We start from the raw sequence: 23,715 nt of genomic DNA, 5'->3' as shown, positions 1-23,715 counted from the left end.
ATCGATGAGCAGACTTTTGCGGACGGGCCTCAATGCCGGCGACAGCGCACCCCTGACCGTGGTTGGCGGCGAAGGCGTCTATTTCCATCTGCAGGATGGGCGTCGTCTGATCGACGGCAGCAACACCGGCGGCGGGCTCGGCCATCGCCACCCGAAAATGGTGGAAGCCATTCGTGCAGCCGCGGATACGCCGGTCGTCAACGAAGGCTGGACCTGGATCGGCCGCGAGAAAGCCGCCGATGATCTGATCGGCACCGCCTTTGCGGGCGAAGAGGATTGGGTCGGCGGGGTACGCTTCTGCATCAGCGGCAGCGAGGCCAACGACATGGCGTTATCGCTGTGTCAGGCGCTGTCGCAGAAGACGGCATTGGCGACGCGCGAGCGCGCCTATCATGGCCTCGTCGGTCTGTCGCGCAGCATGACCGTGCAGCCGCACTGGCATGGTGGGCTTGCCGTGCAGGCCGGCGGTTCGCGTCTGCCGGCCCCGATGGCGCCGGTGAAGATCCTGCCCGCACCTGACGGGGCGATCTATGGCGCGCCGCTGAGCAACCAGCCGGTCAAGGACGTGCTCGCCGATGCCGGCGCCGTTCTGGCGGATACGGCGGCGACCATCATCGACTACACGCAAGGCGGCAACTACTACGACGGCGACTATCAGGACGAAGTCGCTGATCACGCCGCCAAGGCGAATTCGATCTGGATCGCCGACGAAGTCGTCACGGGCGCCGGCCGCTCCGGCCGCTGGTTCGCTTTCCAGGGCGCGCAGAGCCGTCCGGATATCGTGACCATGGGCAAGTCGCTCGGCGGCGGCGCTGCGGCGGTCGCGGCCGTGATCGTGTCCAAGAAGATCGTTGAGCAGCTCAAGGGATCGAGCTGGCAGAACTACGGCACGCTGCGTGGCCATCCGATCAGCATGGCCGCCATCAGTGCCTATCTCAATGTGGTGACGGAAGAGGACATTCTGGCACGCGTGCGCGCCATGGAAGTGTTCTTCACCAAGCGCCTGCTGGAAATCGCCCGTCGCCATCCGAGCGTCAGCCGCGTTGCAGGCCAGGGCCTGCACTGGACCGTCGAACTACACGGGCCCGACTGGCGTTCATGGGCTGCCGACACCATGGAAAATCCGATCGCCTCACGCGTCGCCGCACGGGCCATGGAAGCCGGCGCAGTGATCGGCACCAGCGGCGAGCAGACCTCACTGTTCCTGGCGCCGCCGCTGATCATCAGCGAGCAGGATGCCGAGCGGCTGCTCGCAGCGCTCGACCATGGGCTCGAACTTGCCGATGAGGAACACGAGCGTTCCGGCGGCCTCAACTGACACACGACAACAGAGACGTGAAGATGCAAGACGAACAGGACATCCGCGCCGTCATCGCCGGCTATTTCGAAGCGCTGTATCACGGCGATGTCGCCGGCTTCCGTCGGGTGTTGCATCCGCAGGTGCGACTATTCTCGGCAACCGATGGCACGCTCGTCAATCTCGATCTCGAAACCTATATGGGCATGGTTGCCGCGCGGCCATCATCGGCGTCGCGGGGTGATCCGCGCGAGGACGAGATCGTGAGCGTGTCCGTAGCATCGCCGACCACCGCCCATGCCCGCGTCAAGGACATGTATCTGCCGAAGCGCTTCGTCAACGAACTCTCCTTCATCAAGATCGATGGCCGCTGGCAGATCATAGCCAAGGTCTGGCACTTCTTCGCCTGATTAATTGCTGAAATGTACCTGTCAGGAGGCTTGCCGTGAGTGACGTCTCTCCGTTCTGGCCGCCCGGCGAGCCGCACACGCTGCCGTTGCCCGAGGGCGTCCTCTACGACGCGCTGGTGCGGGCGGCGACCGCACGGCCGGATCACCCGGCCACACTGTTCTATGGCGGTGTTGTCACCTATGCGGAATTGTTGCAGCAGGTCGATGCGCTCGCCGGCTATCTGCAGAACATCTGCGGCGTGAAGCGCGGCGACCGCGTCATGGTCGCGCTGCAGAATTCGCCGCAATATGTGATCTCGTATTACGCGGCCATGCGGGCCGATGCGGTGGTCGTGCCGATCAACCCGATGAACAAGACCGCCGAACTCGACTATATCGCGTCCGACAGCGGCGCGGGTGTGGCGATCATCGGCAGCGATCTCGTCGATGTTTTTGCACCGCTGCTTGGCAACGCCATCAACAGCATCATCGTCGCGCACTATCACGACTATGTACCCGAGACATCGTCTTACACGCTGCCAGCCTGCGTGACGCAAAACGGATCGTGTCCCACGGCGCCGGGTTGGCGCGCCTGGGACTATGTGATCGCTCGCAACGAGACGCCGTCGCCGATGACCGCGACGCCGGCCGATCTCTGCCTGTTCCCTTACACATCCGGCACCACGGGCAAGCCGAAGGCCTGCATACATCGGCACTCGAGCGTGCTGTTCACGGCGGTTCTGCAGGCGCGCTGGTACCGGCTCGGCAGGGATGACGTAATGACCGGCCTGCAACCGTTCTTTCATGTCGCGGGCATGCAAGGTTCGATGAACGCGGCGATTTCGGTCGGCGCGACGCTGATGCTGATGGCGCGCTGGGACAAGGACCTGATCCCTGATCTGTTCGAGGCCCATGGCGTGACGTTCTGGAACGCGGCGCCAACTATGATCGTCGACGTGCTCTCCAGCCCGACATTCCGCGAAGAATGTTTTGCAAAGCTCAAGGTCATCACCGGCGGCGGCGCGGCGATGCCGGAGGCGGTGGCCGAGCGGCTGAAGACCCGCTTCAACCTCGAATTCGTCGAGGGCTACGGCATGACCGAGACCATGTCGCCGACCCACATCAATCCGATGGAAGCGCCAAGGCGCCAGTGCCTCGGCATCGCCGTGTACCAGACCGACGCGCGGATCATCGATCCCGACACGCTGACCGAGCTCGGCATTGACGCAATCGGCGAGATCGTGGTCAACGGCCCGCAGGTGCTGCAGAACTACTGGAACAAGCCCGAAGCGAACGAGGCCGCATTCGTCACGCTGGGTGGCAAGCGCTTCCTGCGCACGGGCGATCTCGGATATCACGATCGCGACGGCTATTTCTTTGCTGTCGATCGGCTGAAGCGGATGATCAATGTCAGTGGTTTCAAGGTGTGGCCGGCGGAAGTCGAGTCCATCATGTATGGCCATCCCGCCATCAAGGAGTGCTGTATCATCTCGACGCCGGACAGCTACCGCGGCGAGTCGGTGAAGGCACTGGTGGTCCTGCATGATGCGGCCAAAACGTCGACAACGGCAGACGACATCATCGGCTGGGCGCGTGGGGCCATGGCCAACTACAAGACGCCACGCTCGGTGGTGCTGGTCGACAGCCTGCCGCGCTCAGAGAGCAACAAGATCAGCTGGCGGTCGCTGCAGGAAGCGGAGTGGACATGACGACAGCAACCTCGCCAGCGGCCGAGCTTGGTCCCGAAGGACAGTTCTGGGCCCATCTGCGCGCCGGCAGACTGATGATCCAGCGTTCGCGCTCGACCGGCGAATATGTGTTCTATCCGCGCCTGATCGCGCCCCGCAGCGGCGCAGACGATCTCGAATTCGTCGAAATCAGCGGGTTCGGCACGGTCTATTCGACCACCATCATGCGCCGTCCCGCGAAGCACGGCGGCGACACCAACGTCTGCGTCGTCGAGCTCGACGAGGGCGTTCGCATGCTTAGCCGCGTCATCGCGTGCGCGCCGGATGAGGTTCATATCGGCATGCGCGTGCGGGCCGTGATCGCGCCGGTGGATTTCGGCACCTATGCCAATAGCGAGCAGCCCATCGTGCTGTTTCGTCCCGTGGGAGCCGCGCCATGACCGCATCCTCGTTGCGTGGCAAGAGCGCCATCGTCGGTATCGGCACCTACGGCCTCGGCCGTGCGCCCGGTCTGTCCTCGATGGATCTGATGGCGGGCGCCACTGCGCGCGCGGTCGCCGATGCGGGTCTGCAGTTGAAGGACATCGACGGCATCTGCGGTGGCACGCTATATCACATGTTCCCGACGCTCTCGATGGGTGAGTATCTCGGCATCCGCCCGAAATGGGCTTGCTCCGACATGACCGGCGGCTCGTCCTTCCTGTCGCATCTCCTGCAGGCGACCATGGCCACGAGGCAGGGCTCTGCACCACGGTGCTGATCGCCTATGGCTCCAACCTCAAACAGGCCGGCACCTTCGGCATCCACGAACTGCCGACCTTCGAGAAAGTCTACGGCCTGATGTCGCCGCTGCCCGGCTACGCGATGTGCGCCGCGCGGCACATGTATGAATACGGCACCACGCGCGCGCAGATGGCGGAAGTTGCGGTGGCCGCGCGGCAATGGGCACAGCTGCACCCTGACGCAACGATGAAGGCGCCGCTGACCATCGACGACGTGCTGGCATCGCCGCTGGTGGCTGATCCGCTCTCGCGGCTGGACTGCTGTCTGATGAGCGATGGCGGTGCGGCGGTCATCGTCACCAGTCCCGATCGTGCGAAAGCGCTGAAGCACAAGCCGGTCTATTTCCTCGGCGGCGCCGGGGCGAGCTGGAGCCGCGAGGTCTCGCAGATCCCGGATTTCTGTACGACGCCGACGGCCGAATGCGCGCCGCGCGCGTTTGAGATGGCGGGCATCACCACGGCTGATGTCGATGTGTTGCAGCTCTACGACGCCTTCACCATCAATGTCATCATGTTCCTGGAAGACATGAGATTCTGCAAGAAAGGCGAGGGCGGCGCGTTTGTCTCCGGCGGTCGGATCGCGCCGGGTGGTGCTCTGCCGGTCAATACCAATGGCGGTGGATTGTCGTTTGCGCATCCGGGCATGTATGGGCTGTTCACGCTGATCGAAGCGACGGAGCAATTGCGCGGCAATGCCGGCGCACGGCAGATCGCGGATGCCGAGATCGCGATCGCTCATGGCAATGGCTGCACCTTCTCGCATGAATTTACGGCCGTGCTTGGCAGCGCCAACACGCTGTAATGACGGATCTGTTGATGTCCACACCTTGTGGATAAAGGGCGATCATGTGTGACCACACGCGGTGTTGCCGATAGTGCCCTTAGTTCTTCCTATCGATCGTGAAGTCGAAATTACAGCCTTCATCGGCTTGCGTCGCCGTCTGGCGAAACAGGTACACGAGGCGTTCAAACGGGCCGAGCCATCGCGTGTTTAGCCGTTATGGAATTGACGAAAAAGCGCCCTCGCGGGCGCTCTTTTTTGGCTCAATCCGAGAACGTTCTGACAACAGTTTTCCGGAATGGGCAGGGGACCACTTTCTGGAATGGAATGGTTCTAAAACTTAGGTAGTTGATTTTATTGTTGAATTTGGCTGGGGCGGGAGGATTCGAACCTCCGCATGGGGGAATCAAAATCCCCTGCCTTACCACTTGGCGACGCCCCAAAGGCCAATGCGACAAAGGGCGGGCTGGGCCCGCGGATCGCTTTGGCTCCGTCGGTCTATAGAGAGAGCTCCGCAATTTCAACCACCTGCCAGCGGTGTTCCCCGCTTCCGGATGCGACTGACTTTTGTGCAATTGCGGGTGTCGGCGTCTGCCGGTGCGCGTGAGCCCCCGACGCCCTGAATTTTCCGATTGTCACGGTTGCATAATGCGCGATACGGACTGGGAGCTGGCGCTCGGCGACGTTCCCGAAGCCTGTCCGCGGGCGCGGGCACTCGCCCAACACGCCATAGAATGTGTTCGGAACGACCGTTCTAGAGTTGTATATGCGGGATGTGCTTGAGCGAGACCTCGTCGATGGCCTCGCCATACCCCGCATCCGCGTAGCGGATGACGCCGAGGCCGGTGTCGTTGTCGAGGCTCATGGCGAGGCGTTCTGCCGCGGCGGCCGTGCCGTCGGCGATCAGGGTGACGCCGGCGCTGGTCATGTAGCCGGCATAGCCGCCGCCGCCAGAATGAACGGCGACGAGATCGGCCTGGGATGAACACAGCGCCATCGCGTCGAGCAGCGGCCAGTCAGCGATGGCATCTGAACCGTCGCGCATGTTCTCGGTCATGATGTTCGGATGCGCCATGCCGGCGGCGTCGAGATGATCGCGCGAGAAGGCGACCGGTCCCTTGAGCGTGCCATTGGCAACGAGTTCATTCACGCCCAGCGCCAGTTCACTGCGCTCGCCATGACCGAGCCAGGCGATGCGTGCCGGCAGGCCTTCGAAAGGCACATACTGGCGAGCGAGCTTGATCCAGTTCGAGACGATCTGATTGTTGCCGAACAGGCGCAGCACGAGATCGTCGATGGCAGCGATATCCTTGGGGTCGCCCGAAAGCGCCATCCAGCGGAACGGACCGATGGCGCGCGCAAATAGCGGGCGCAGATAGGCTTCCGTGAAAATGGGGATGTCGAAGGCATTCGCGACGCCGCCTTCCTTGGCGTGGGTCCGAATGAGGTTGCCGTTGTCGAACACCTCGGCGCCGCGCGCCTGAAAGGTCAGCATGGCGTGCACATGGTCGACAATCGACGCACGGCTCTCCGCCATCAACTGTTCTGGCGCTGACTTGCGCATGGCGCGCGCTTCCTCGAGCGATCGGGTCCGAGGTACATAGCCGAACACAAGATCGTGGGCTGCAGTCTGGTCGGTCACCACATCGGGGATGACGCCGCGCTGGGCGATTTCCGGATAGATATCGGCGGCATTGCCGACGAGGCCGACCGACAACGCGCGACGCTCCGTCTTCGCGGCGGCGATCATCTCCAGCGCAGAATCAAGATCGGGGGCGATCACTTCGAGATAACCGATCTCCTTGCGCTTGCGCGCGCGCTCCGGATCGATGTCGACGGTGAGGATCGCCGCACCGGCCATGCGGCCTGCGAGCGGCTGCGAACCGCCCATGCCACCGAGCCCGGCTGTCAGCACGAAGCGCCCAGCGAGGGTGCCGCCGAAGCGACGTTCGGCGATACGCATGAAGATCTCGTAGGTGCCCTGAATGACACCTTGCGAGCCGATATACTGCCAGGCGCCGGCCGTAAGGCCGCCCCAGCAGATCAGACCCTTGCGCTCGAGTTCGTAGAAGATCTCGGCCTTGGCCCATTGTCCCACGATGTTGCAATTTGCCATGATGACCAGCGGCGCCTTGGCGTGTGTGCGCAGCAGGCCGACCGGCTTGCCGGACTGGATGACGAGCGTCTGGTCTTCCTCCATGGTCGTCAGCGCCTGCACGATCGCCTTGTGTGCTGGCCAGTTACGGGCCGCGCGCCCCAGCGCCGCATAGACGACGAGGTTCGACGGATCCTCACCGACCGCGAGCACGTTTTCCAGAAGGCGCAACAGACCTTCCTGCCGCCAGCCCTTGGCGCGCAGCTTTGGGCCGCCAGGAATCGGAAAATCGGGGTGCCGTGGATTCGCTGATGTCATGGCGGACTCCTGTCGTGTCTCAGGCCAGTGCGTAGCGCGCGATCTCGATGCCCATGGCGCGTTCGACGGAGGGATAGACCGCCGGATCCTTGACGCTGGAGGCAAGCGGAATGATCCTCTTCGGCACATGGAACAGATGCACGTTCATGCCGACCTCGAGATGGCCGACGCTCATGGGTTCAGCCTCGTCGGACAGTGTGGCGATGATGTCCGGGAAGGTCGCGAGACGATTGCCCGATGCATCGACGATGGCCATATATTCGTTCATCACATGCAGCGTGATGGCGCGGTCGCCTTCGCCGATGGTCAGGGTGCCAATGTCGAAGGCTTCCGGTGTGTAGACCACATTCTTCGCAGTGATCTTGCCACTGCCGAGGATGGAGCCGCCGGTGTCCTTGCAGATCGCATCGATCACGGCAGTCGGTCCTTTTGGCTCGGCGGCGAGGATGGCTTCACCGAGGCGCAGCGCTAGCGAGATGCCGCCGAGAGCAGCGTTGTCGCGCACATAGGACGCGCGCACCGGATTGCGGCAGGAGGCAATGAAGCCGCCAGACATGTCGCCCGCGGTACGCAGGATCGGCGAGACCTTGGCGGTGGCGCCGCGCACAGTGAGCTCGATATAGCGGTTCTCGGCGCGGTTGCCGCCGGCAGCTGTCTGGATCATCGGCTCGGGCGAGCCGGCAAGGCCGATCGACCCCATGTCACCGGTCGGATGCGCGCGCATATCGCCGACGGCATCGACCACCTTGGTGCCGAGCAGTGCCGATGGCAGCCACGCATTCATGGTGGACGACTTGCCATTCTGGCCGATGATGAGGCCTTTCAGCGGTTCACCCAGCGCGTCCTGCAGCAGTTGCACGGCGCGGACGTAATCCTTGCCCTGCATCTCCCAGGCGGTGGTCGACGCCGGCGCGCCGATCGCAGCGGCTGTGGCGACCCAGTCGTCATCGTCGAGTTCGTCGATCGACACGAGCTCAGGCTTGCCGACGAGAATCGCGGCGCGGCCGAGCATGCGCCCGTGATCCGCCCAGCCGCCGCCACCGGCAGCATAGATACCGCCGCCGCGCACGGCGGCTTCAATATCGCGTTCGGTCAGAATACGTCCCATCGGAATGTCTCCTCGGCAGATGTTCTTGTGTTCGATACGTGGTCGGTGATCGGAACGGCGGGCGTCACGCCACCGGCAGTCGTTCCGAGAGAAGCAGCGGTGGCCGCACGAATTGTCCGCTGCCGGGTTCGGCGAGAACCTTGCTGCCATCGAAAGCAAGCTGGCCGCGCACGTAGGTCGCAGCCACGGTCCATGGCAGCGTGATGCCGTTATAGGGCGACCAGCCGACCACGTTGTTGCCACTTGCCGCGCCGTCATAGACGATGGGCTTGTCCACCAGCACGGTGATGTCGGCGTCGAGGCCAGGCGCCAGCGCGCCCTTGCGATCGTCGATGCGGAAGTGCCGCGCCGGATTGAACGACATCAGCTTCGCGGCATGGATCAGCGGTAATTTGCGTTCGACGAGGCCCTTTACCAGTAGCGGCACCATGGCTTCGAGGCCGGGGACGCCGGACGCATTGGCAAGCATGTCCGGATTGATCTTGCGATCTTCCGACCAACTGACGTGATCGGTCGAGACCAGCGAGACGCGTCCGGCTGCAAGCTCTGCCCACAGCGCTTCGACATCGGCACGCGGGCGCACCGGCGGATTGATCTTGGCCTTGCCGCCGAGGCGGGAGACGTCGTTCTCCTCGTCGAGCACGAGATAGTGGATGCAGCATTCCACCGTGGCGTGATGACCCTCGGATCGATACCACGCCGCAATGTCATAACCGCGTGCGACAGAACAATGCACCACATGGGCGGGACAACCGGTCTCGGCGCCGGTCTCATAGATCTGCAGCATCGCCAGGATTTCGGCGAGCGGCGGGCGCGACATGGCATGGGCACGCCAGTCGGTGACGCCCTTGGCCTTCACCTTGGCGACGGCATCGCGGATGAATTCGTCGTCCTCGTTGTGGACACCGGCGGCGAGGCCGGTCGGCGCAATGGCGGCGAAGCAGTCGGCGAGCAGCGGCGCGGGGATGCGCGGAAAGCGCTTGGGGTCAGTGCCGAAGGTGGAGAACTTGAAGGCGGCGACGCCGGCCTTCGCCTGTTCGGCGATGCGTGCCGGACCCTCCTCGGGATCGATGGTGCCATAGAGTGCGAAGTCGACGCGCGCCTGCTTGCTGGCATGGGCAATCTTGCGCTCGACTGCAGCAGCCGAGCAGACCAGATCGCCCTCGTCATAGGGCATGTCGACAATGGTGGTCACGCCGCCGGCTGCGGCGGAGCGCGTCGACCAGACGAAGTCTTCCTGATTACGCTGGGACAGCGAGTGGACCTGTGCGTCGATGGCGCCCGGCAGGATCATGCCTGACTTGAAATCCTGCCGCTCGCGCGCGGCAGGCGGCGTGCCTTCGCCGACGGCACCCACGCGCCCGTCGCGGACCGCGACCCAGCCGTTCTCGATGATGTTGTCGTGACCGATCACCTTGCCGGTGAGAACCAGATCGAAATCCATGTGTAACTCCACATTCGCCGCCGGCGAGCCGGCTTTTCGTGATGGCCCTGCCGGACCGTATGTTCTAGAGCCTGTGTTCCAGCCGCGCGATCAGGCGCACGACCGGCAACAGCAGGAGCAGATAGATGATCGCCGCGAGGATCAGCGGCGATGAGTTGTAGGTGAGCGAGCGCGCCAGATTGGCGGAATGCAGCAGCTCCGGCACCGAGATGACGCTGGCCAGCGTCGTGAGCTTCACCAGTTCGACCGTGTTCGAGAGCAGATCGGGCAGCACGTTGCGGATCGCCTGCGGCAGCGTCACGTAAAGCAATGTCTGTGTGGCGGAGAGTCCGGTCGACCGCGCGGCCTCGCGCTGGCCCTTCGGCACGCTAACCATGCCGGCGCGATAGATCTCGCCGTAGTAACTTGCCGAATTGATCAGGAAGGCGACGGCCACAGCGACCAGCGCCGGCACGCGCAGCCCGATAAAGGGCAGGCCCGCATAGACGAAGACCAGCAGCACCAGCGGCGGAAAGGCGCGGAAGAAATCGACGGCGGCGATCGCCGGCCAGCGCAGCAGGCGATAGGGGCTGGTGGTCAGCAACATCACGAGGATACCGCTGACGAGGCCGATCGGGATCAGGAACAAGCATAGCAGAAGCGTCTGCAGCAAGCCCTGCAGCAGGAACGGTGCGACCTTCGCCATGACGTCGAGATTGAAGAATTCCTGCGTGAACTGCTCCATCAGTGCTCACCCCACCGATAGTTGCGTTCGAGCGTACGGGAGGCGATCACCAGTGGAATGAAGACCAGCACGTAAAGTAGCGCGCCCATGGTCAGCGGCGTCGCATTGGCGGACATCGACAGCGCGGAATTGGCGCGGCCAAGAATCTCGTTGACACCGATGGCGCTGCCAAGCGCGAGGTTCTTGGTGATGGAGATCGCGCGGTTGGTGAGCGGCGGAATGCCGAGGCGGACCGCCTGCGGCAGGATCACATAGCGCAGCGTCTGAGCGAAGGTGAGCCCTGTCGAGCGCGCGGCCAGCCACTGGCCTTTTGGCACTGAGGTAATGCCGGCCCAGAAGATCTCTTCGGCAAAGGCCGCAAGCACCGCACCGAGGGACATCCACAGCACGATGAGGCTGGGCAGGACGATGCCGATATTTGGGAAGCCGAAGAATAATACCAGGATGATTGCGAGCGGCGGCAGGGAGCGGAAAATGTCGACGAACACGATGATGAGGAAATTGACCGGCTTCCAGCCGATCGCCCGGAGCGCCGCGAGGCCGAAGCCGGCGCCGATACCGGTGATGACCACTGCGAGACCGGCAAGAATGGTAACGCCGGCGCCCTGCAAAATCTCCCAGCCGTACTTCATCGCGATATCCGCATTGAAGAAGGTGAAGACGAAGCGGTCCCAGTTGCTCATCGCGTCGGCGGCGGTCATGACCTAGTGCCTGATCTGCGCGAGGAAACGTTTGGTGCGATCTTCCTGCGGCCGGAGGAAAACGTCTTCGGCACTGCCTTGTTCGATGACGAGACCGCCATCGAGGAACACGACCTTGTCGGCGGCCTCGCGGGCGAAATTCATCTCGTGGCTGGCGATCACCATGGTGATGCCGCGGGCACGCAGATCCTTGACGACGGCGAGCACGCTGCCGACGAGTTCCGGGTCGAGCGCCGAGGTCGGCTCGTCCATCAGGATGATCTTGGGATTGAGCGCGAGCGAACGCGCGATGCCGATGCGTTGCTGCTGGCCGCCGGAGAGTTGCGCGGGATAGGCCGCAGCCTTGTCGGGCAGACCCACCAGCGCCAGCATCTCCGCGGCACGGGCATTGGCGTCGGCTGTGCTCATGCCGGCGACCTTGCGCAGGGCCAGCGTGATGTTCTTCTGCACGGTGAGGTGCGGATAAAGGTTGAAGCTCTGGAATACCATGCCGATCTGTCGCCGTGCGGCATTGATATCGGTGCGCGGCGACAAAAGGTCGACATTGTCCATGATGATGGAGCCGCCATCCGGCTCCTCCAGACGATTGCAGCAGCGCAGCAAGGTGCTCTTGCCCGAACCGGATGGGCCGATCAGAAAGACCAGCTTGCCCGGCTCAACCAGAAGATCGACGCCCTTCAGGACTTCGGTGGTGCCGAAGCTCTTCCGGACGCCGCGTGCTTCGAGCAGATAGCGGGGTACAGGCGCTGCTGCTGCCGAACTCATGAACAGGTCGGCTTCTGCTCGGTCGCGTCATAGCCGGCAACGCCTGGTGCGCCATAACCGGGATAGATGGTGGTGGTCGCCGATCCGGCCTCGGGCTCGACACCGAACCACTTCACGTAAAGCTTCTTCAGCGTGCCGTCCTGCTTCATGCAGACGAGCGCGTCTTCGAGCTTGTTGCGCAATTCGGTATTGCCGTTGCGCAGCGGCATGCTCCAAACGAGGCCCGTCTTGTAGAGAAAGGCATTCTTCAGCCGCGGATTGTTCTTCACGATCCAGGCGACGACGGTTGCGGCCGAGATGTTGGCGTCGGCACGGCCGGCAAGCACGGCCTGCGCCGCGTCGGTGCTGGTGGCGAAGGATTCCGACTTCCAGCCATATTTGGCCGCGTTGTCGTTGACCCATTTCTCGTAGATCGCGCCTTTCTGCACGGCGATGGTCTTGCCGGAGAGATCTTCGAGCTTGGTGATGGGAGGTGCCGAAGCCAGCGTCATGAAACGATAGTCGGCGTCGACGAAGCCTTCCATGAACAGCAACTGCTGCGCGCGCTCGGGCGTGACGGTCACCACAGCGGCGAGGAAGTCGTAGGTGCCGGCCTGAAGTGCCGGAAGGAGGCCTGCGAACTGCGCGCCTTCCACCGTGATCGGGCGTTTGATGCGCTTCGACATTTCATCAACGACGTCGATATTGAAGCCTTCAAGCCCGCCTGACAGTTTGGGCATGGCATGCGGCGCGAAGGTCGAGTCGATCGCGGACTTCAGCGGTTCCTGAGTCTGAGCGAATGCGGGACTGGCAAGGGCCAGAAGCCCGGCGGCAAGGATCATTGCTTTCATCGAACACCTCCATTGGTGCGGCCAGGCCAAGCCGGCATCTGGCTCCGCGGTCCCTGTCATGAAGGCTAACGCAATTGCGCATCGGGGGGATATCCCATTTGGTGGACATCCTATACGCTCTCGCTGCAGCGCGGAAAAATCGACTACAGACCCGGATGACAATGGAATGGACATTGCGACGTTGGTGATGACAGCCGTGGTGCTCCGTTGCGGAAATGTGCGCGAGGCCGCGCGTCAACTTGGACGCGCACCCAGTACGCTCTCGGCAGCGGTGAAACGGTTTGAGCGCTCCATTGCGGCGCCGCTGTTGAATCGCGTGGGTGCCGCGAGCTTTCTCACGCTCGAGGCGCGGCGCATGCTGGATGAGATTGAAGCCGCAGCGGATGTCGCGATGGGGATGATCGCGCCCGATAGGGCAGGCGATGCAGCGCGGGCTTTCTGCGCCGAGTGTGATGTCAGTCTCACAGCCTTGCAGCGTGTCGCATTGGTGGCGGAAACCGGCAGCGTTCGTCGTGCCGCACGCATCATCCGTCTCGGTCAGCCGCAACTCGCGCGACAGATTGCACGCGTTGAAGATGAACTCGGCAGCGTGTTGTTTCATCGCTCCCGTATCGGCGTCACGCCGACGCCGGCATGCCAGTTGCTGGTCACGTCGCTGGCTGAACTTGAAAAAACCATGCAGCGACTGTCGCGGCGCGCGCGCGAACGTTTCCGTTCGACCAATGCCACGATCAGGCTCGGGGCGGTGATGCCGCTCGGCCATGAAAGCAATGTCGCGCGGCTGCTCGCCTTTCTGGTCGCCGCCTGGCAGCGGGATCGGCCGACGCAGCCGCTGTTTGTCACCAATGGTACTGCCGAGGATCTGCTGACCGGCCTGAAAGACAAGCGGTGCGACGTCGCGTTGATCGACAGCGACACGATCCCCGCCGATGTCTCGTCGCGCGCGCTGGTGCGATCGAAACTTGTGGTCGTTGGCGCGCGCGGGGTGCTGGGTGACCAGCCCGATGTCATGCAGGTGCTTCGGCAACAGCCGCTAGCGCTACCCAGCCGACGTACCGGGCTCGGCCAAGCCGCGCACAAACTGCTGGCGCAATTGCTGCCTCAGGCAGAGATCGATGCGCTGACAATCACGGAAATCGACTCGATCCCGATCATTGCCAACCTGATGCTGGATTTCGGCTTCGTGTCAGTACTCCCCGAAAGCGCACTCGTCTCGTTCGATGCACGCCTCGTGGCGCTGCCGGTTGATCCCGGGCTTGAACTTATCCTGTCGCTGGTCTGGGTACAGACCGAAGGCGCGCGGCGCGGCGCCCGCTCCATTCTTGCTGCCCTGCGCAACTATGCGCCGGCAACGCCAGCCGCCGCCATGATGGTGAACAGCGATTGATTTGAATGAGCGTGTCTATCCGCTGTCGCAGATCATGAATTATAATTCTTGATCTTTTCCAGTTTCGTGCATTATGCTGCAGAGATGCGAGCGCGGGTGGAGGGCAATGCTCCCACCTAGCGTCAACCTGCATTGGTAGGCCGGATCAACCGGTCATCAATTATTCCGAGGGGAGACGAGCCGATGACCACCAAGGGGTTTCTGCGTCCGTTGACGCGGCGCGCCATGCTGTCCGGGACCGCCGGTGCAGCAACATTCATTGCGACGTCGCCGCTTCATAGCCCGGCCATCGCGCAGAACGCGCCATTGAAGGTGGGGATGATGCTTCCCTACACCGGGACCTATGCGAAGCTCGGCCAATTCATCGATGACGGCTTCCGTCTTTATGTCGAGCAGAAGGGTGGCAAGCTCGGCGGGCGCGACATTGCGTTCGTGCAGGTGGACGATGAATCGAAGCCGGAAGCAGCCACCGACAACATGAACCGGCTGGTCGGCCGCGAGAAGGCTGACGTCGTTGTCGGCACCGTTCATTCCGGCGTGGCCATGGCCATGGTCAAGGTCGCGCGCGACACCAAGACACTGCTGATCATTCCGAATGCTGGCGCCAATGACGCGACTGGTCCTGCTTGCGCGCCGAACATCTTCCGCACGTCGTTCTCGAACTGGCAGAGCACCTACCCGATGGGCAAGGTGATGGCCGATGCCGGCATCAAAAACGTGGTCACGATCACATGGCGTTACACGGCCGGTGCCGAGATGATCGGCGCCTTCGCTGAAAACTTCACCAAGAACGGTGGCAAGATCGTCGCGGACCTGACGGTGCCATTTCCGGAGGTGGAATTTCAGGCACTGATCACGCAGATCGCGCAGCTGAAGCCCGATGCCGTGTTCAGCTTCTTTGCAGGCGGTGGTGCGGTGAAGTTCGTCAAGGACTATGCGGCGGCGGGCCTGAACAAGACCATTCCGCTTTATGGCGCAGGCTTTCTGACCGACGGCACCATCGAAGCGCAGGGTGAAGCCGCCAAGGGCATCAGGACGACACTGCACTACGCGGACAATCTCGATAATCCCGCCAATCTCGCCTTCCTCAAAGCCTTCAAGGCCAAGACAGGCAAGGATGGCGATATCTACGCCGTACAGGGCTACGATGGCGCGGCGCTGCTGGATATCGGGCTGACCGCCGTCGGCGGCGACTTCAATGCGCGCGACAAGATGATCGCGGCGATGGGGGCTGCGAAGATCGACAGCCCGCGCGGGCCGCTGTCCTTCAACAAGGCGCATAACCCGATCCAGAACATCTATCTGCGCGAGGTCCGCAACGGGCGTAACGAGATGATCTCGGTCGCCCAGGCCGATGTCGACGATCCCGCGCGGGGCTGCAAGATGACCTGACGCATCGTTGCGCGGTCTTTTGATGGAGATCGAATCGTCGAAGCCTGTTGCGTGCAAGGCCGTCCGTGAAGGAGGTGGCGCAGCGCAGCCAGGTCCGGCCTCATGCTTGATTGCGCCGGCGACTGAAGGTGGCCCGCCGTGGTTGGATTGATCTGATGGACCTCATCACGCTAGGCGTTCAGTTGCTGAATGCGGTTCAGTATGGCGCAGTCCTGTTCCTTGTCGCGAGCGGCCTGACATTGGTGTTCGGCATCCTGGGGGTCATCAATCTCGCCCATGGCGCGTTCTATATGCTCGGCGCCTATCTGGCTTACTGGATCACGTTGATGACCGGCAGTTTTGCCGTCGCCCTGCTTGGCGGCGTGCTGATTGCCTTTGTCGTCGGCATTCTGCTTGAGACCGTCTTCGTTCGTCTTCTCTATGGCCGGGATCATCTGGCACAGGTGCTGCTCAGCTTCGGTCTCATTCTGGTCATCGACGAAATCAGGCAGTTGCTGTTCGGCAAGGACGTGCATGCGGTTGCTCCACCCGCATGGCTGTCGGGATCGATCCAGCTTACCGACAACTTGTCCTATCCGGTTTACCGGCTGGCGATCTGTGTGTTCTGCCTGATGGCGGCACTCGTCATCTTCTTCGTGATCACGCGCACCAAAATCGGCATGATCGTGCGGGCAGGTTCGGAAAATCGCGAGATGGCGCGCGTGCTCGGCATCAAGTTCGACCGGGTCAATCGCTACGTCTTTGCCGCCGGCATTGCACTGGCGGCGCTCGGCGGGATCCTGATCGCGCCAATCTCAACAGTGTTTCCCGGCATGGGGGATGGCATGCTGATCCTGTCCTTTGTCGTGGTCGTGCTCGGCGGCATCGGTTCGGTCGCTGGCGCAGCCGTCGGCGCACTGCTGATCGGCCTCACGGATACGTTCGGAAAGGTGTTCTTTCCCAGTGTGTCCAGCATTCTGATCTATGTGGTGATGGCAGCCGTGTTGCTGTGGCGGCCCAGCGGAATTCTCGGACGCCAGGATGCTTGATATGAGCATGCCCAATCTGCGGGTCCGATTGTTCGGCATCGCCTGCCTGGCTATGGCGATTGCGCTGCCATTCTGCGTATCGACCTATTACACGCAGTTTTTTGCCAAGGCGCTCATCATGGGCATGCTGGCCATGTCACTGAATCTCGTGGTCGGCCATGGCGGCTTGGTGAGCCTGTGTCATGCCGCCTTTTTCGGTCTCGCAGGATACGTGCTTGCGCTATTGTCGCCTCGTTATGATGCGGCGTCGCTGTTAACGACGCTTCCAATTGCGATCCTGTGCTCCGGCACTGCGGCCCTGCTGATAGGCGCACTGGTACTGCGCACCCGCGGCGTCTATTTCATCATGGTGACGCTCGCCTTCGGCGAGATGCTGTTCTTCTTCTTCCACGATACCAAATTCGCGGGTGGATCGGACGGTATCTCCATCAATATCCGGCCCGAGATCGCCATTGCCGGCCGCCAATTGCTCGATCTCGACAAGCCCATGACTTTCTACTTTGTCGTGCTGGGTTTCCTGGTGGGCGTGATCGCTTTGCTCACGATGGTGGTCCGCTCAGCGTTCGGGCGGGCGCTGGCGGCAGCCCGGGACAATGAGCGCCGGGCACGGTCGCTCGGCTTTCCGATCTTCCGCCTCCGCCTGACGGCGTTCACCCTGTCTGGCGCGCTGGCGGGCGTTGCCGGTTATCTGGCCGCGGCCCAGTTCGGCTTCGTCGCGCCGCAGATGCTGGGATGGCACCAGTCGGCGACAATCCTGGTCATGGTGCTGATCGGTGGCCTGCGCTCGGTCACCGGGCCGCTGGTCGGTGCGCTGGTTCTGATCGGTATGGAAGAGGTGCTGAAGGCGCATCTCGACAACTGGAAGCTTGTCGAAGGCTTGATCATCATCGGCATCGTTATCCTGCTACCCAACGGTGTCCGGCAGATTTGGTCGATGGTGTTCGGGGCGTCGCCGCAACGCGCGGCCGAAATCAAGCCTGCAGCTGCGGAAGCTCGTCATGCATAACATTGCGCTGCGTGCCGTTGGATTGCAGAAGCGCTTCGGAGGCCTGCTGGCCGTTTCCGATGTGTCGATCGACATTCGCGCCGGCGAGATCCATGCGGTGATCGGCCCGAACGGTGCCGGAAAATCCACACTGATCAATCTGCTGGCCGGCGAGCTTCTGCCAACCTCGGGTGAGGTCTTGCTGAATGGCGAGGATATCACGTCGTTGTCGCCGGACCGCCGTGCGCGCGCCGGTCTCGGCCGCGCCTATCAGAAGACGACGTTGTTTGCGCAATTCAGCGTGCACGAGAATGTGCGTCTTGCGGCGCAGGCTCGTTCAACCGCGCCGCTCCGGATGTTTGGCGGCACGCGGTCCGACCGGCCATACCTCCAGTTGGTCACCGATGCGATCGACCGGGTTGGGTTATCCGCGCGCTCGCAGATCGTTGCCGATAAACTGAGTCACGGCGAACAGCGCCAGCTCGAAATCGCGATGGTGCTGGCGACCAATCCACGAGTCATTCTGCTCGACGAGCCGCTGGCGGGCATGGGGCCATCGGAAGCGCGAGGCATCATCGGATTGATTGCGTCGCTGAAGGCCGACCGTGCGCTGCTGGTGGTGGAGCACGACATGGATGCGGTGTTCGAACTCGCGGACCGGTTGACGGTGATGCAGGACGGTCGTGTCATCGCCACAGGTTTGCCTCAGGACGTGCGCGTGGATTCCGGCGTGCGCGCCGCCTATCTCGGTGCTGATGGAGGCATCGCATGACGGCCTTGCTGGAGGTGGAAAAGCTCGATGCGTTTTATGGCACCAGCCAGATTCTGCACGGCATCGATCTGACCTTCGTGCCGGGCGAGCAGGTGGCGCTAATCGGTCGCAACGGTATGGGCAAGACCACACTGCTGCGCTCGCTGATGGGATTGATGCCCCTTTGCCGTGGCAGTTTGCGTTTCCACGGCCGTGATATCCGCAATGCAGCACCCGAAACGATCGCGCGATGCGGCATGGCGCTGGTGCCGGAGGGGAGGGGCATTTTCGGTTCGCTGTCGGTCACCGAAAATCTGGTGATGGCCGCGCGACAAGGAAATCATGGTCGTCAATCCTGGACCCTGCCGAAGATATTTGAGCTGTTTCCGCGTCTGCACGAACGTCGCAACAATGGAGGGCATCAACTGTCGGGAGGCGAGCAGCAGATGCTGACCATCGGTCGCGCGTTGATGACCAATCCCGATATGATCATGATCGATGAAGCCACCGAAGGTCTGGCGCCGCTGGTGGCGCAGTCGATCTGGCAGACGCTAGCGATCGTCCGGGGTGAGGGCATCGCGACCATCGTCGTCGACAAGGATTTCCGGAGTCTGGCAAAAGTCGCCGACCGAATGGTGATCCTGTCGAAGGGCTGCGTGGTATTTGACGGAACGCCGACGGCATTGGCTGCGCAGCCCGGCGTGCTGGAGCGCCATCTCGGCGTTTGAGCGATTAGGCCACGACGACGGTCAGCGCATCGTCATCGGCCGCAAGAATATTGTCGGAAAGCGGCTCCGGCCATTGCACGACCAGACAGCCGAACAGATCGTTGAGTTCTTCCCGGTCAATGACGTCATAAAAACAGGGCGTCGTTGCGCGCGCGATGAAGCTGTGCAGCAGGTGCGCGGCGTCGTAGTCATAGACGATGTCGCCGGGAACGCTTCCCGGCTTGCGCAGCAGGAAGGTTCGCAGGCTTGTCAGGCATGCCTGCCCGCCGTCTGTTGCGGCAAAGGAGAGCACGGCTGTCTGATGCGCGATGCGTGGTCCGTCCTGCATCCGGTCATACATCGGCAGCGCATTGGCGCTGATGACATCGGCGAGATCGCGGAAATCGTTTGAGATATCTTCGGCGTGCAGGGTATTGCGGATCGCCATCGCACCGACAGGATCGAAGCCGCGTGCTTGCAGAAGCTCGCCCAGTGTCACGACGCAGCGCTTCTCAGTCCGAAGGCCTGGGCATTGGTGTTCAACACACGCGACACCGCGCCGACCAGTTGCGCGGCAGCCTTGTCCTTGCTGAGACCGGCCGTATCGACAATGGCGGATGCGCGGGAATAAAGCGGTTCGCGGCTCAGCAGGATTGTGCGCAATTCCTGCATGGCGGAGCGGTCGTCGGCCATCGGGCGCAAGTCACCCTGGCGGCGGACGCGCGCCATATGCTCCTCGGGCTTGGCCTTGAGCCAGATCGTGTAGAACGACGACAATACCCGATCGAAGGTTACGGGTTCCGAGACGATGCCGCCGCCGGTCGCAAGGACGATGGGCTCCTTGCGTCCCAGCAGGCCGTTCAGCGCGGCCTGTTCCATGCGGCGAAAGCCCTCCTGTCCATAGAGGGCGATGATCTCGGCGACCGATAGTCCGTTGTGCTGCTCGATCTCCTTGTTGAGTTCGACGAAGCTCCAGCCGATCTTGTCCGCCAGCAATTTGCCGAGGGTCGATTTTCCGGCGCCGCGCAGCCCGATCAGGGCGATGCCGCTGAATGACATATAATTCTGGAACTGACCGTTCCCGCGTCCGGCGAGAACATCCTTGGCCTGGGCGATCTGGTTCGGTGTCGCGTTACGAACGAGGTCGCGAATGACCGGCCACTCCGTTGTCGGTTCGTCCGCCGGAATCAGATCTTCGAGATGGGCACCCATGGCGCCGGACACCCGGCGCAGCAGCACGATAGACACGTTGCCCTTGCCGCTTTCCAGTTGCGCGATGTAGCGCTCCGAAATTCCAGACACTTTTGCCAGCACCTTTCGCGACATGCCGCGCAGGCCGCGCATGGTGCGGACACGCTGACCGAGCTGTTCAAGAAAGGCGGTTTCGGGATCGGCCTGGTCGGTCATGTGGCGTGCGTGCTCGCAGAGGATTTCAGGAAAGATAATTCCGGATGCGATTGACAGCAACCGGAGTTGGTGACTTTATATGAATTATAATTCAAAAAAGACGATAGGGAGAGCACCGTGAGCAACGGTTGTGGAATCGCCCAAGGTGCAGACGCATCATGAGTGGGCCGTCCAGTTCTTACAATGCGGTGACCTGGCTTCTCGACCGCAACATCGATGAGGGCCGTGGCAGCAAGCTCGCCTTCACCGATACCGTGACCGAACTGACCTATGGCGACCTGCAGGTAAAAAGCTGCCAACTGGCCAATTTACTGAAGCGGCTCGGTGTCCGGCGCGAAGAGCGCGTCGCGATGATTATGCTCGACACCGTCGACTTTCCTGTCGTGTTCCTCGGCGCGATCCGGGCCGGCATCGTCCCGGTGCCGCTCAACACTCTGCTGACCTCGGACCAATATGCCTATGTGCTGGCCGATTGCAGGGCGCGCGTGTTGTTCATTTCCGCGGCGTTGTTGCCGGCGGTCGACGAGATGCTCGGTCGTTTGCCGGATCTTGAGCATGTGATTGTGGTCGGTGGCGCTGGCAATGGCCGCAAGAGTCTGGCTGACGAAGTCAGGAATGAGAGCACAAGCTTCGCCACGGTCGCGACCCATGCGGACGAACCTGCCTTCTGGTTGTATTCGTCCGGATCCACGGGCATGCCGAAAGGCGTTCGCCATCTGCACGCCAGTCTGGAGGCAACGGCGACCACCTATGGCAAGCAGGTTCTCGGCATCCGCGAGGACGATGTCGGACTGTCTGCGGCCAAATTGTTCTTCGCCTACGGCCTCGGCAACGCCATGACATTTCCCATGTCGGTTGGCGCCACGACGGTGCTCAATCCGGAGCGACCCACGCCGGCCACCATGTTTGGCCTGATGCGCCGATATCAGCCGAGCATCTTTTTCGGGGTGCCGACATTGTTCGCAGCGATGCTGAACGATGAGGGGTTCAAAACGGAGGCTCGCCTCCCGCGCCTGCGCATTTGTACCTCCGCTGGCGAAGCACTTCCGGAGCCGGTGGGGAACGGCTGGAAGAGCCGCTTCGGCGTAGATATTCTCGATGGCGTCGGCTCAACCGAACTGCTGCATATCTTTCTGTCGAATGCTCCCGGCGATATCAAATACGGCACGTCCGGCCGGCCGGTGCCAGGCTATCGTGTGCGGCTCGTCGATGATGCGGGCCTCGATATTGCCGATGGAGAAATCGGCGAGTTGCTCGTCGATGCTCCGTCTGCCGGTGAGGGATACTGGAATCAACGCAGCAAGAGTCGTCGCACCTTCGAGGGGCATTGGACACGCACCGGTGACAAATATGTCCGCGATGCCGACGGGCGCTATACGTTCTGCGGACGTGCCGATGACATGTTCAAGGTGTCCGGCATCTGGGTGTCCCCTTTCGAGGTCGAGAGCGCGCTGATCGCGCATCCCGCCGTATCCGAAGCGGCGGTCGTACCGGAGGCCGACGCCGAGGGGCTGTTGAAGCCGAAGGCCTTCGTGGTGCTGAAGCCGAATGCCGTGGTCGAGGGCCTACGCGAATCCTTGAAGGATCACGTCAAGCAACGGATCGGTCCGTGGAAATATCCACGCTGGATCGAGGTTGTCGATTCCCTTCCCAAAACAGCCACCGGAAAAATCCAGCGCTACAAATTGCGCGACGGAGCGGCGGTCTGAAACCGAGAGATGGATGACAAGATGAGCGCATTGCAATCTGCGGGACGGCTGACCATCGGTGCGTCCGAACTCGAATATCGCATGATCGGTCCGCAACCCGACGTGGCGCCGACAATCGTGCTGCTGCATGAAGGGCTGGGCTCGGTCGCGCTGTGGGGCGACTTCCCGGACAAGCTTCAGGCGGCGACCGGCGCAGGCGTCTTCGTCTATTCACGCGCCGGCTACGGGTCCTCGACATCGGTGACGTTGCCGCGGCCACTCGATTACATGCATGTGGAAGCGCTGGAGGTGTTGCCGCGACTGCTCGATGTCATCGGCTTTCGCCGCGGCTTGCTGGCCGGTCATTCCGATGGCGGATCCATCGCGACAATCTATGCCGGCGGCATTCAGGACCATCGCATCCGCGGCGTCTCGATGATCGCGCCGCATTTCGTCGTCGAGGATATTTCCGTAGCGTCCATCGCCGATATCAAGAGGGCGTACGAACAGGACGACCTGAAAGCCAAGCTCGCGCGCTGGCATGATGACGTCGACAACGCGTTTTATGGCTGGAACGGCGCATGGCTCGATCCGCAGTTCCGCGACTGGGATATTTCCGACTATCTCGCTTATGTGCGCGTGCCCGTGCAGATTTTGCAGGGAGCCGACGATCAGTACGGCACCATGAAGCAGATCGAGATCGCCGAGGTCGAATGCTATTGCCCGGTGGATGTCGAGATCATTCCCGGCGCTGCGCATTCGCCCCATCGCGAAGCCCCCGAGGCAACCTTGCGGGCCGTGGCGGATTTTGCCAATCGCCTGCTGCATTTTCACGGCGAGGGCGAATTACGCGCTGCGTAAGCGGGCACGATCGTGACTGTCACTCCCTCTCTTGCGATGCCGCGCTGGCCCTATCGGCTCGGCAAGCAGACGAAGGCTGATCACGACACGCTGACGCAGGCCAAGGCGCTGGTCCCGCTGCGCTATGCCCGGTTCGTCCCGGCGGATGATCCGGCGTTGCGCTACGGGCTCGCGCTCAACGATGCCGGCTTCTTCTGGGAGGCTCACGAAATTCTCGAGGCTGTTTGGAAGGTCGCGCCGCAAAGAGGGCGCGACCGGATTCTGCTTCGCGCCTGTATTCAGGTTGCCAATGCCAATCTGAAACTCAGTCTGCAGCGGCCGCGCGCGGCACATCGATTGCTACAGGACGCACTGTCCGAACTCGATGAACTCGCCATGCGCCCGCCGGCGGGTATTGCCGGAAGCTTTTCCGAGCACTTTCCGGTCGCGATGCTGGCGTCTGCGCTCGCGCATCAACTGGCGGTCGACGAGGCCGAGCGGGGTCCGGTCAAGATCACCGGAACATGAAAGAAAATGCATAATTCTATCGGATTTCCCTAGACGCCCCCAATATCATGAATTATTGTGCATATAACCAAGGCGCACGG

24 protein-coding genes and 1 tRNA gene are annotated in these 23,715 nt (G+C 62.3%); 15 read left to right on the top strand and 10 right to left on the bottom strand.

Translation table 11 applies throughout. The features are described 5' to 3' along the window. Positions 1 to 4 precede the first annotated feature (4 nt). From BLW80_RS04685 to BLW80_RS04665, 6 genes are read left to right on the top strand one after another with little or no spacing between them, the layout of a single operon-like run. Entirely contained in the window at positions 5 to 1,318 is a 1,314-nt protein-coding gene (locus BLW80_RS04685; protein WP_093756997.1) for an aminotransferase class III-fold pyridoxal phosphate-dependent enzyme, read from the top strand. A gap of 23 nt (positions 1,319 to 1,341) precedes the next feature. After that, positions 1,342 to 1,707, top strand: coding sequence for a nuclear transport factor 2 family protein (locus tag BLW80_RS04680; protein WP_139285777.1), 366 nt, complete (start codon positions 1,342 to 1,344; stop codon positions 1,705 to 1,707). Positions 1,708 to 1,742: 35 nt separating this feature from the next. Continuing rightward, positions 1,743 to 3,395 (top strand): long-chain-fatty-acid--CoA ligase, encoded by a 1,653-nt coding sequence (locus tag BLW80_RS04675; RefSeq protein WP_093756995.1) that lies wholly within the window; start codon positions 1,743 to 1,745, stop codon positions 3,393 to 3,395. Further along, positions 3,392 to 3,814, top strand: coding sequence for a Zn-ribbon domain-containing OB-fold protein (locus BLW80_RS04670; RefSeq protein WP_093756994.1), 423 nt, complete (start codon positions 3,392 to 3,394; stop codon positions 3,812 to 3,814). The genes BLW80_RS04675 and BLW80_RS04670 overlap by 4 nt, the downstream gene beginning before the upstream one ends. After that, entirely contained in the window at positions 3,811 to 4,134 is a 324-nt protein-coding gene (locus BLW80_RS30575) for a thiolase family protein (RefSeq protein WP_210185298.1), read from the top strand. The genes BLW80_RS04670 and BLW80_RS30575 overlap by 4 nt, the downstream gene beginning before the upstream one ends. After that, the gene (locus tag BLW80_RS04665; protein ID WP_210185297.1) at positions 4,128 to 4,958 is read left to right on the top strand and encodes an acetyl-CoA acetyltransferase; all 831 of its coding nucleotides are present in this window, start codon (positions 4,128 to 4,130) and stop codon (positions 4,956 to 4,958) included. The genes BLW80_RS30575 and BLW80_RS04665 overlap by 7 nt, the downstream gene beginning before the upstream one ends. A gap of 346 nt (positions 4,959 to 5,304) precedes the next feature. Here BLW80_RS04665 and BLW80_RS04660 read toward each other — a convergent pair. The 8 genes from BLW80_RS04660 to BLW80_RS04625 all read right to left on the bottom strand — a co-directional run bounded on the left by BLW80_RS04660 (position 5,305) and on the right by BLW80_RS04625 (position 12,922). After that, a tRNA-Gln gene (locus BLW80_RS04660) sits at positions 5,305 to 5,379 on the bottom strand. 312 nt (positions 5,380 to 5,691) lie between these two features. After that, positions 5,692 to 7,350, bottom strand: coding sequence for a thiourocanate hydratase (gene ertB, locus BLW80_RS04655; RefSeq protein WP_093756993.1), 1,659 nt, complete (start codon positions 7,348 to 7,350; stop codon positions 5,692 to 5,694). Positions 7,351 to 7,369: 19 nt separating this feature from the next. Then, positions 7,370 to 8,458 (bottom strand): thiohydantoin desulfurase, encoded by a 1,089-nt coding sequence (gene ertC / locus BLW80_RS04650; protein ID WP_093756992.1) that lies wholly within the window; start codon positions 8,456 to 8,458, stop codon positions 7,370 to 7,372. A 64-nt stretch (positions 8,459 to 8,522) separates the two neighbouring features. After that, on the bottom strand, positions 8,523 to 9,902 hold the full coding sequence (gene ertD, locus BLW80_RS04645) for a hydantoin-5-propionate amidohydrolase (RefSeq protein WP_093756991.1): 1,380 nt from the start codon (positions 9,900 to 9,902) through the stop codon (positions 8,523 to 8,525). A 64-nt stretch (positions 9,903 to 9,966) separates the two neighbouring features. Beyond that, positions 9,967 to 10,626 (bottom strand): amino acid ABC transporter permease, encoded by a 660-nt coding sequence (locus BLW80_RS04640; RefSeq protein ID WP_093756990.1) that lies wholly within the window; start codon positions 10,624 to 10,626, stop codon positions 9,967 to 9,969. Further along, positions 10,626 to 11,327, bottom strand: a complete 702-nt coding sequence (locus BLW80_RS04635; protein ID WP_199711958.1) for an amino acid ABC transporter permease — start codon at positions 11,325 to 11,327, stop codon at positions 10,626 to 10,628. The genes BLW80_RS04640 and BLW80_RS04635 overlap by 1 nt, the downstream gene beginning before the upstream one ends. 3 nt (positions 11,328 to 11,330) lie before the next feature. Beyond that, on the bottom strand, positions 11,331 to 12,092 hold the full coding sequence (locus BLW80_RS04630; protein WP_093756989.1) for an amino acid ABC transporter ATP-binding protein: 762 nt from the start codon (positions 12,090 to 12,092) through the stop codon (positions 11,331 to 11,333). Continuing rightward, on the bottom strand, positions 12,089 to 12,922 hold the full coding sequence (locus tag BLW80_RS04625; protein WP_089266066.1) for a transporter substrate-binding domain-containing protein: 834 nt from the start codon (positions 12,920 to 12,922) through the stop codon (positions 12,089 to 12,091). The genes BLW80_RS04630 and BLW80_RS04625 overlap by 4 nt, the downstream gene beginning before the upstream one ends. 166 nt (positions 12,923 to 13,088) lie before the next feature. Between BLW80_RS04625 and BLW80_RS04620 the strand changes: the two genes are divergently transcribed. The 6 genes from BLW80_RS04620 (at position 13,089) to BLW80_RS04595 (ending at position 19,193) form a co-directional block, all read left to right on the top strand. Further along, positions 13,089 to 14,309: a LysR family transcriptional regulator gene (locus BLW80_RS04620; RefSeq protein WP_170849571.1), complete on the top strand. Its 1,221-nt coding sequence runs from the start codon at positions 13,089 to 13,091 to the stop codon at positions 14,307 to 14,309. A 183-nt stretch (positions 14,310 to 14,492) separates the two neighbouring features. Next, complete coding sequence (locus BLW80_RS04615; protein WP_093756987.1) at positions 14,493 to 15,701, top strand: ABC transporter substrate-binding protein; 1,209 nt, start codon at positions 14,493 to 14,495, stop codon at positions 15,699 to 15,701. Between the two features lie 155 nt (positions 15,702 to 15,856). After that, on the top strand, positions 15,857 to 16,729 hold the full coding sequence (locus BLW80_RS04610; RefSeq protein ID WP_093756986.1) for a branched-chain amino acid ABC transporter permease: 873 nt from the start codon (positions 15,857 to 15,859) through the stop codon (positions 16,727 to 16,729). A gap of 1 nt (position 16,730) precedes the next feature. Continuing rightward, complete coding sequence (locus tag BLW80_RS04605) at positions 16,731 to 17,735, top strand: branched-chain amino acid ABC transporter permease (protein WP_093756985.1); 1,005 nt, start codon at positions 16,731 to 16,733, stop codon at positions 17,733 to 17,735. Then, complete coding sequence (locus BLW80_RS04600; RefSeq protein ID WP_093756984.1) at positions 17,728 to 18,486, top strand: ABC transporter ATP-binding protein; 759 nt, start codon at positions 17,728 to 17,730, stop codon at positions 18,484 to 18,486. The genes BLW80_RS04605 and BLW80_RS04600 overlap by 8 nt, the downstream gene beginning before the upstream one ends. Next, positions 18,483 to 19,193 carry an ABC transporter ATP-binding protein gene (locus BLW80_RS04595; protein WP_093756983.1) on the top strand — a complete coding sequence of 237 codons (711 nt, stop codon included), beginning with the start codon at positions 18,483 to 18,485 and terminating at the stop codon, positions 19,191 to 19,193. Before BLW80_RS04600 ends, BLW80_RS04595 begins: the two co-directional genes overlap by 4 nt. A gap of 4 nt (positions 19,194 to 19,197) precedes the next feature. Here the strand turns inward: BLW80_RS04595 and BLW80_RS04590 are convergent, their stop codons facing one another. Both BLW80_RS04590 and BLW80_RS04585 read right to left on the bottom strand, forming a co-directional pair. Then, positions 19,198 to 19,671, bottom strand: coding sequence for a hypothetical protein (locus BLW80_RS04590; protein ID WP_093756982.1), 474 nt, complete (start codon positions 19,669 to 19,671; stop codon positions 19,198 to 19,200). Then, the gene (locus BLW80_RS04585; protein ID WP_093756981.1) at positions 19,668 to 20,579 is read right to left on the bottom strand and encodes a helix-turn-helix transcriptional regulator; all 912 of its coding nucleotides are present in this window, start codon (positions 20,577 to 20,579) and stop codon (positions 19,668 to 19,670) included. Before BLW80_RS04585 ends, BLW80_RS04590 begins: the two co-directional genes overlap by 4 nt. A gap of 158 nt (positions 20,580 to 20,737) precedes the next feature. Here BLW80_RS04585 and BLW80_RS04580 point away from each other — a divergent pair, with 158 nt between their 5' ends. The 3 genes from BLW80_RS04580 to BLW80_RS04570 are packed head-to-tail and all read left to right on the top strand — an operon-like array spanning position 20,738 to position 23,635. Further along, positions 20,738 to 22,288, top strand: coding sequence for a benzoate-CoA ligase family protein (locus tag BLW80_RS04580; protein ID WP_093756980.1), 1,551 nt, complete (start codon positions 20,738 to 20,740; stop codon positions 22,286 to 22,288). Positions 22,289 to 22,309: 21 nt separating this feature from the next. Further along, a complete protein-coding gene (locus tag BLW80_RS04575; RefSeq protein WP_093757345.1) occupies positions 22,310 to 23,128 on the top strand; it encodes an alpha/beta fold hydrolase in 819 nt (272 codons plus the stop codon). A 12-nt stretch (positions 23,129 to 23,140) separates the two neighbouring features. After that, positions 23,141 to 23,635 (top strand): DUF309 domain-containing protein, encoded by a 495-nt coding sequence (locus tag BLW80_RS04570; protein ID WP_244527950.1) that lies wholly within the window; start codon positions 23,141 to 23,143, stop codon positions 23,633 to 23,635. Positions 23,636 to 23,715 lie beyond the last annotated feature (80 nt).

Origin of the sequence: Tardiphaga sp. OK245, from assembly GCF_900108575.1 — a bacterium.
Lineage (GTDB): Bacteria > Pseudomonadota > Alphaproteobacteria > Rhizobiales > Xanthobacteraceae > Tardiphaga > Tardiphaga robiniae.
This window is presented reverse-complemented; position numbering and strand designations above follow the sequence as displayed.

Excerpts from the sequence above, each read along its gene's own strand:
- BLW80_RS04685 (WP_093756997.1), top strand. The coding sequence starts at position 5 with ATGAGCAGACTTTTGCGGACGGGCCTCAATGCCGGCGACAGCGCACCC.
- BLW80_RS04680 (WP_139285777.1), top strand. The coding sequence starts at position 1,342 with ATGCAAGACGAACAGGACATCCGCGCCGTCATCGCCGGCTATTTCGAA.
- BLW80_RS04670 (WP_093756994.1), top strand. The coding sequence starts at position 3,392 with ATGACGACAGCAACCTCGCCAGCGGCCGAGCTTGGTCCCGAAGGACAG.
- BLW80_RS30575 (WP_210185298.1), top strand. The coding sequence starts at position 3,811 with ATGACCGCATCCTCGTTGCGTGGCAAGAGCGCCATCGTCGGTATCGGC.
- ertB (WP_093756993.1), bottom strand. The coding sequence starts at position 7,350 with ATGACATCAGCGAATCCACGGCACCCCGATTTTCCGATTCCTGGCGGC.
- ertC (WP_093756992.1), bottom strand. The coding sequence starts at position 8,458 with ATGGGACGTATTCTGACCGAACGCGATATTGAAGCCGCCGTGCGCGGC.
- ertD (WP_093756991.1), bottom strand. The coding sequence starts at position 9,902 with ATGGATTTCGATCTGGTTCTCACCGGCAAGGTGATCGGTCACGACAAC.
- BLW80_RS04640 (WP_093756990.1), bottom strand. The coding sequence starts at position 10,626 with ATGGAGCAGTTCACGCAGGAATTCTTCAATCTCGACGTCATGGCGAAG.
- BLW80_RS04635 (WP_199711958.1), bottom strand. The coding sequence starts at position 11,327 with ATGACCGCCGCCGACGCGATGAGCAACTGGGACCGCTTCGTCTTCACC.
- BLW80_RS04630 (WP_093756989.1), bottom strand. The coding sequence starts at position 12,092 with ATGAGTTCGGCAGCAGCAGCGCCTGTACCCCGCTATCTGCTCGAAGCA.
- BLW80_RS04625 (WP_089266066.1), bottom strand. The coding sequence starts at position 12,922 with ATGAAAGCAATGATCCTTGCCGCCGGGCTTCTGGCCCTTGCCAGTCCC.
- BLW80_RS04620 (WP_170849571.1), top strand. The coding sequence starts at position 13,089 with ATGGACATTGCGACGTTGGTGATGACAGCCGTGGTGCTCCGTTGCGGA.
- BLW80_RS04615 (WP_093756987.1), top strand. The coding sequence starts at position 14,493 with ATGACCACCAAGGGGTTTCTGCGTCCGTTGACGCGGCGCGCCATGCTG.
- BLW80_RS04610 (WP_093756986.1), top strand. The coding sequence starts at position 15,857 with ATGGACCTCATCACGCTAGGCGTTCAGTTGCTGAATGCGGTTCAGTAT.
- BLW80_RS04605 (WP_093756985.1), top strand. The coding sequence starts at position 16,731 with ATGAGCATGCCCAATCTGCGGGTCCGATTGTTCGGCATCGCCTGCCTG.
- BLW80_RS04600 (WP_093756984.1), top strand. The coding sequence starts at position 17,728 with ATGCATAACATTGCGCTGCGTGCCGTTGGATTGCAGAAGCGCTTCGGA.
- BLW80_RS04595 (WP_093756983.1), top strand. The coding sequence starts at position 18,483 with ATGACGGCCTTGCTGGAGGTGGAAAAGCTCGATGCGTTTTATGGCACC.
- BLW80_RS04585 (WP_093756981.1), bottom strand. The coding sequence starts at position 20,579 with ATGACCGACCAGGCCGATCCCGAAACCGCCTTTCTTGAACAGCTCGGT.
- BLW80_RS04580 (WP_093756980.1), top strand. The coding sequence starts at position 20,738 with ATGAGTGGGCCGTCCAGTTCTTACAATGCGGTGACCTGGCTTCTCGAC.
- BLW80_RS04575 (WP_093757345.1), top strand. The coding sequence starts at position 22,310 with ATGAGCGCATTGCAATCTGCGGGACGGCTGACCATCGGTGCGTCCGAA.